Below are 4,809 nucleotides of genomic sequence, written 5' to 3' on the forward strand. Positions count from 1 at the left end.
CCTCTTTCAACTTGGTCAACAACATCCAATTTAAAAGCGAATGAATAGTCACGTTGGGTTCGTCTAGCTGTTGATTTCATAACACTCTCCAATTTTCTGATTGGGTTGTGTCAACCTTATTTAGGACGGGTCACCTATTTGAATAAAGAGGAGCTGCCTTAGGCAGCTTTTTTTATATTTGTAACAAAATACGGGCTATTTAATGACCAGAGTCATGTCGGTGTTTGATAGAGTAAATTGTGTATTTTGTAAGCTTGTTATCTTATTTAACCTTGTTATGCTACAAACTGGTGAAAGTTTTGTGTGGTTAATTTTGATCAAAAACCTATAAAAAACAGTAAAAAGGAATCTTGAGCACGCTGGATGTTGCTTTTGACGTATTAAGGATAGTTATGGCTAAGTTGTCTATTTTTCGGTTTTTTTCAGTTCGACCTTATATCATCTCTTTAATTTTGGTGATTTTGCTCGGTATTTGGCTTGCTATGGGGCAATCTAATTCCGAAGAAGTCCCTGCGAGTCAAGAGTCACAGCAGTCGATCATTCCCTTAGCTAAGGTTGCTTTCCAAACTTTTGTTGCACAAGATACCCACAAAACAATCGACCTTTATGGCAGAACGGCACCAGATCGCCAAGCTCGTTTAGGCGCTGAAATTGCAGGCAAGATAATCGACTTGCAAGTAGAGAAAGGTGATCAGGTTAAGCAAAACCAAATTATTGCTGTTATCGATAAAGGTGATTTAGACATCCAGCTTGAGCGAGCCAAAGCCATGCTTTCAGTTCGTCAGAAAGAGTTTAAAGCTGCGCAATCGCTCAAGAGTAAAGGGTTACAAGGCGAAGTAGCCTTTGCCAATGCTCAAGCGATGCTTATTGAAGCAAAAGCCATGGTCGGTAATGCAAAGCTTGCGTTACGCAATACCAATGTTAGAGCACCTTTTGCGGGGGTGGTTGATTATCTCAATATCGAAAAAGGTGATTTTGTTGGCGTTGGCGATCCAGTCGCGACCTTAATTGATTTAGAAAAAATCGTTATTGAGGCGGATGTGAGCGAACGTCACATTCAAGATCTTAAAGTGAACCAAGCGGCAAAAGTTCGTTTTATAAACGGTCAAGAAACTCAAGGTACCGTGCGTTACATCGGTCGAGTTTCTTCTGTTTCAACTAATACTTTCCCCATTGAAATCGAAGTGAATAACCCGCAGCAACGGATTCCAGCTGGTGTGAGTACTGAGGTGGAGCTGAACCTTAAAGATCAGCTAGCGATAAAAATTACCCCAGCCATGTTGGCGCTTGATGAGTCTGGCAATTTGGGCGTGAAAACTTTAATCGAACAAGAGCAAGTTAAATTTGTTCCGATTCAGTTAGTGAAAGCTGAACAAGATGGAGTGTGGCTGACAGGGCTAGGTAAACAGGTCGATATTATCACCACTGGCCAAGGTTTTGTGCGCGATGGTGACCGAGTTATTGCCGTCGCCAGCTCAGCGCAAAGTCAACAATAGGGGGCAGCATGTTTAGTTTAATTGATGCTGCACTTTCAAGAACACGCACCATGATGGTGCTGCTGGTATTTATTTTGATTGCTGGCGTCATCACTTACGTCACGATACCTAAAGAATCGAGTCCTGACATTACCATTCCGATTATCTATGTCTCTGTCGGTCACCAAGGTATTTCCCCTGTAGATGCTGAACGCTTGTTGGTTCGACCAATCGAGCAGGAGTTGCGATCGATTGAAGGGGTTAAAGAGATGACGTCGACCGCATCCGAGGGACACGCCTCTGTGATGCTCGAATTTTCAGTCGGTATGGATCTCAATAAGGCAATGGCCGATGTTCGCGAAGCGGTCGATCTCGCCAAACCTAAATTGCCAGAAGATAGCGATGAGCCAACTGTTAATGAGGTGACTCTAGCCTCTGAAGAGCCTGTTTTATCTCTCGTCCTCTACGGCACAGTGCCAGAGCGAACCATCGTACAGATTGCTCGTCGCTTGCAAGATAAGCTGGAAAGTTATCGCCAAGTGTTAGAGGTCGAGATTGCGGGTGATCGTGAAGATATCGTTGAGATCATCGTTGACCCTTTGCTCATGGAAAGCTATGGCTTAGACCAAGCTGATATCTACAACCTGATTGCATTGAATAACCGTGTGGTAGCTGCCGGGTTTGTTGATACTGGCTATGGACGTTTTTCTGTCAAAGTTCCGTCTGTATTTGACTCGATTAAAGATGTACTCGAATTGCCAATCAAAGTTGATGGTAAGCAAGTCATTACCTTTGCGGATGTCGCGACGGTACGCCGAGCATTTCGCGACCCTGAAACCTTCGCTCGCTTAGATGGTGAATCTGCGGTTGTGCTTGATGTCAGCAAACGTGCTGGTGAGAACATTATTGAGACGGTTTCACTGGTTAAAGCTGTGCTCATTGAAGCTCAGAAAAGTCCACAATGGCCGGATAATTTGCTGGTGAAGTACACTTGGGACCAGTCTGATGACGTCAAGATGATGCTGACCGATCTGCAAAATAATATCTTATCAGCCATCATTTTGGTGGTGATTGTCATCATTGCTATTCTGGGGATGCGGACCGCGATGTTAGTTGGTATCTCTATTCCGGGATCGTTTCTAGCAGGGCTACTAGCGTTATCAGTATTTGGGATTACGATAAACATTATCGTTCTGTTCTCCTTTATTATGGCGGTCGGTATGCTGGTGGACGGCGCGATCGTTGTCACCGAGTTCGCAGATCGGCGTATGCAAGAGGGGACGCCGAGAAAGCAAGCTTATCGTGATGCGGCGAAAAGGATGGCTTGGCCGATTACCGCTTCTACCGCGACCACGTTAGCCGCTTTTGCACCATTGCTGTTCTGGCCTGACGTGACTGGCGAATTTATGAAGTATCTGCCGTTGACTTTGATCGCGACGCTGTTTGCTTCTTTGATCATGGCGTTATTGTTCGTGCCTGTTCTGGGCGGCTTGTTTGGTAAACCGCAGCATGTTACCCAAGCGAGTCGCGAGAAAATGGTCGCACTGCATGAAGGCGATTTCTCTCAAGCGACAGGCATCACTAAGCTTTATTACCATACGCTCGATATTGCGCTTGGCCATCCGATTAAAATATTGCTGCTGGCGATCGCCATGGCGTTTGGTGTTGGTGCGGCTTATAACAAAGCAGGGCTTGGAGCAGAGTTCTTCCCTGAAGTTGATCCACCTTTCTTTACCGTCAAGGTTCGGTCATACGGTGATCTTTCCATCTATGAAAAAGATGAAATCATGCGCGATATCGAGCAGATGATGCTAGGTCATGAGGACTTTGAAAGCGTTTATACTCGAACTGGCGGTGATGACGAAATAGGTCAGATTCAAATAACTCCGGTTGACTGGCAATATCGCGGTAAAGTGAAAGACATTATTGAAGGGCTGAAACAGCAGACCGATCAATATGCAGGGGTCGAAATTGAATATAAGTTCCCAGATGCAGGTCCTCCGGTAGAAAATGATCTGGTGATTGAGATGTCTGCGCTGGATCTTGATGAACTAGATACGGCCGCCAAGCAGGTTCGCGAATGGGCAGATAACTATGCTGCATTGACGAACATCAGTGATAACTCAAGCAAAGAAGGCATTGATTGGCAAATAGATATCCGTCGTGATGACGCCTCTCGCTTTGCAGCAGATGCAACCCTAGTGGGCAATACCGTTCAGTTTGTGACTAATGGTTTAACCATTGGCGACTATCTACCGGACGATTCCAATGAAGAAGTGGATATCATTGTTCGTTATCCGGAAGAGAAACGTGATATTGGTAAATTTGATCAGTTAAGAGTCAAGACCGCGGCGGGTATGGTTCCGATCACTAACTTCGCATCAATCGTTCCCGATCATAAGCAAGACACGATTCATCGCGTGGATGGGCACCGGATCATTAGTATCAAAGCGGATATCAAAGAAGGTTATAACTTGGCACTTGAATTACCGAAAATAGATCAAGCGTTGAGCGAGATAAATTTTGCTGATGGTGTTGAGTTTAAGCTGCGTGGGCAAAATGAAGAGCAGGAAAACTCTTCGGCGTTCCTACAAACCGCGTTCTTAGTGGCTTTGATTGTAATGGCGCTGATTCTGATCACTCAGTTTAATAGCTTTTATCAAGCGTTTTTGATTCTGAGCGCTGTGCTGTTTTCAACGGTAGGTGTATTTGCTGGCTTACTTATCTTCCAGCGACCATTTGGCGTCGTGATGTCAGGTATTGGGGTGATTGCGTTAGCGGGCATTGTGGTCAATAACAACATTGTGTTGATTGATACTTATAATCAATTGTTGCGCCGCGGTCTGGAGAAACGCGAAGCGATTCTGCGCACAGGTGTACAGCGTCTAAGGCCCGTGTTGTTGACGACGGTTACTACCATTCTTGGCTTGCTACCGATGGTGTTAGAGATGAATATCGATCTGATTAATCAGAAGATTGAATTTGGCGCACCGAGTACGCAGTGGTGGTCTCAGCTGGCAACTGCTGTATCGGGAGGGTTGGCGTTTGCTACAGTGCTTACGTTAGTTCTTACTCCATGTTTGCTCATGCTTGGGCGCAGTAAATTACCGCAAGAAGATGATCAACCCATTGTGGTGGAAGAGAACTAATTGCCCCTAAAAGGTGAAAAAGCGCTGGAGTACCAGCGCTTTTTTTATTTCTTTTGACCCGTCCTAAATAAGGTTGACACAACCCAATCAGAAAATTGGAGAGTGTTATGAAATCAACAGCTAGACGAACCCAACGTGACTATTCATTCGCTTTTAAATTGGATGTTGTTGACCAAGTTGAAAGA

General features: G+C 45.0%; 2 protein-coding genes. Both read left to right on the top strand.

Annotation, left to right across the window (positions count from 1 at the left end; translation table 11 throughout):
- The first annotated feature begins 392 nt into the window (after positions 1–392).
- On the top strand, positions 393–1,496 hold the full coding sequence (locus IRQ95_RS21795; protein WP_194439874.1) for an efflux RND transporter periplasmic adaptor subunit: 1,104 nt from the start codon (positions 393–395) through the stop codon (positions 1,494–1,496).
- 8 nt (positions 1,497–1,504) lie between these two features.
- Entirely contained in the window at positions 1,505–4,624 is a 3,120-nt protein-coding gene (locus IRQ95_RS21800) for an efflux RND transporter permease subunit (RefSeq protein ID WP_194439876.1), read from the top strand.
- Positions 4,625–4,809 lie beyond the last annotated feature (185 nt).

It is taken from the genome of Vibrio fluminensis, from assembly GCF_015278125.1.
Taxonomy (GTDB): Bacteria; Pseudomonadota; Gammaproteobacteria; order Enterobacterales; family Vibrionaceae; genus Vibrio; species Vibrio fluminensis.

Coding starts and splice junctions, on each gene's coding strand:
- IRQ95_RS21795 (WP_194439874.1), top strand. CDS start 393: ATGGCTAAGTTGTCTATTTTTCGGTTTTTTTCAGTTCGACCTTATATC.
- IRQ95_RS21800 (WP_194439876.1), top strand. CDS start 1,505: ATGTTTAGTTTAATTGATGCTGCACTTTCAAGAACACGCACCATGATG.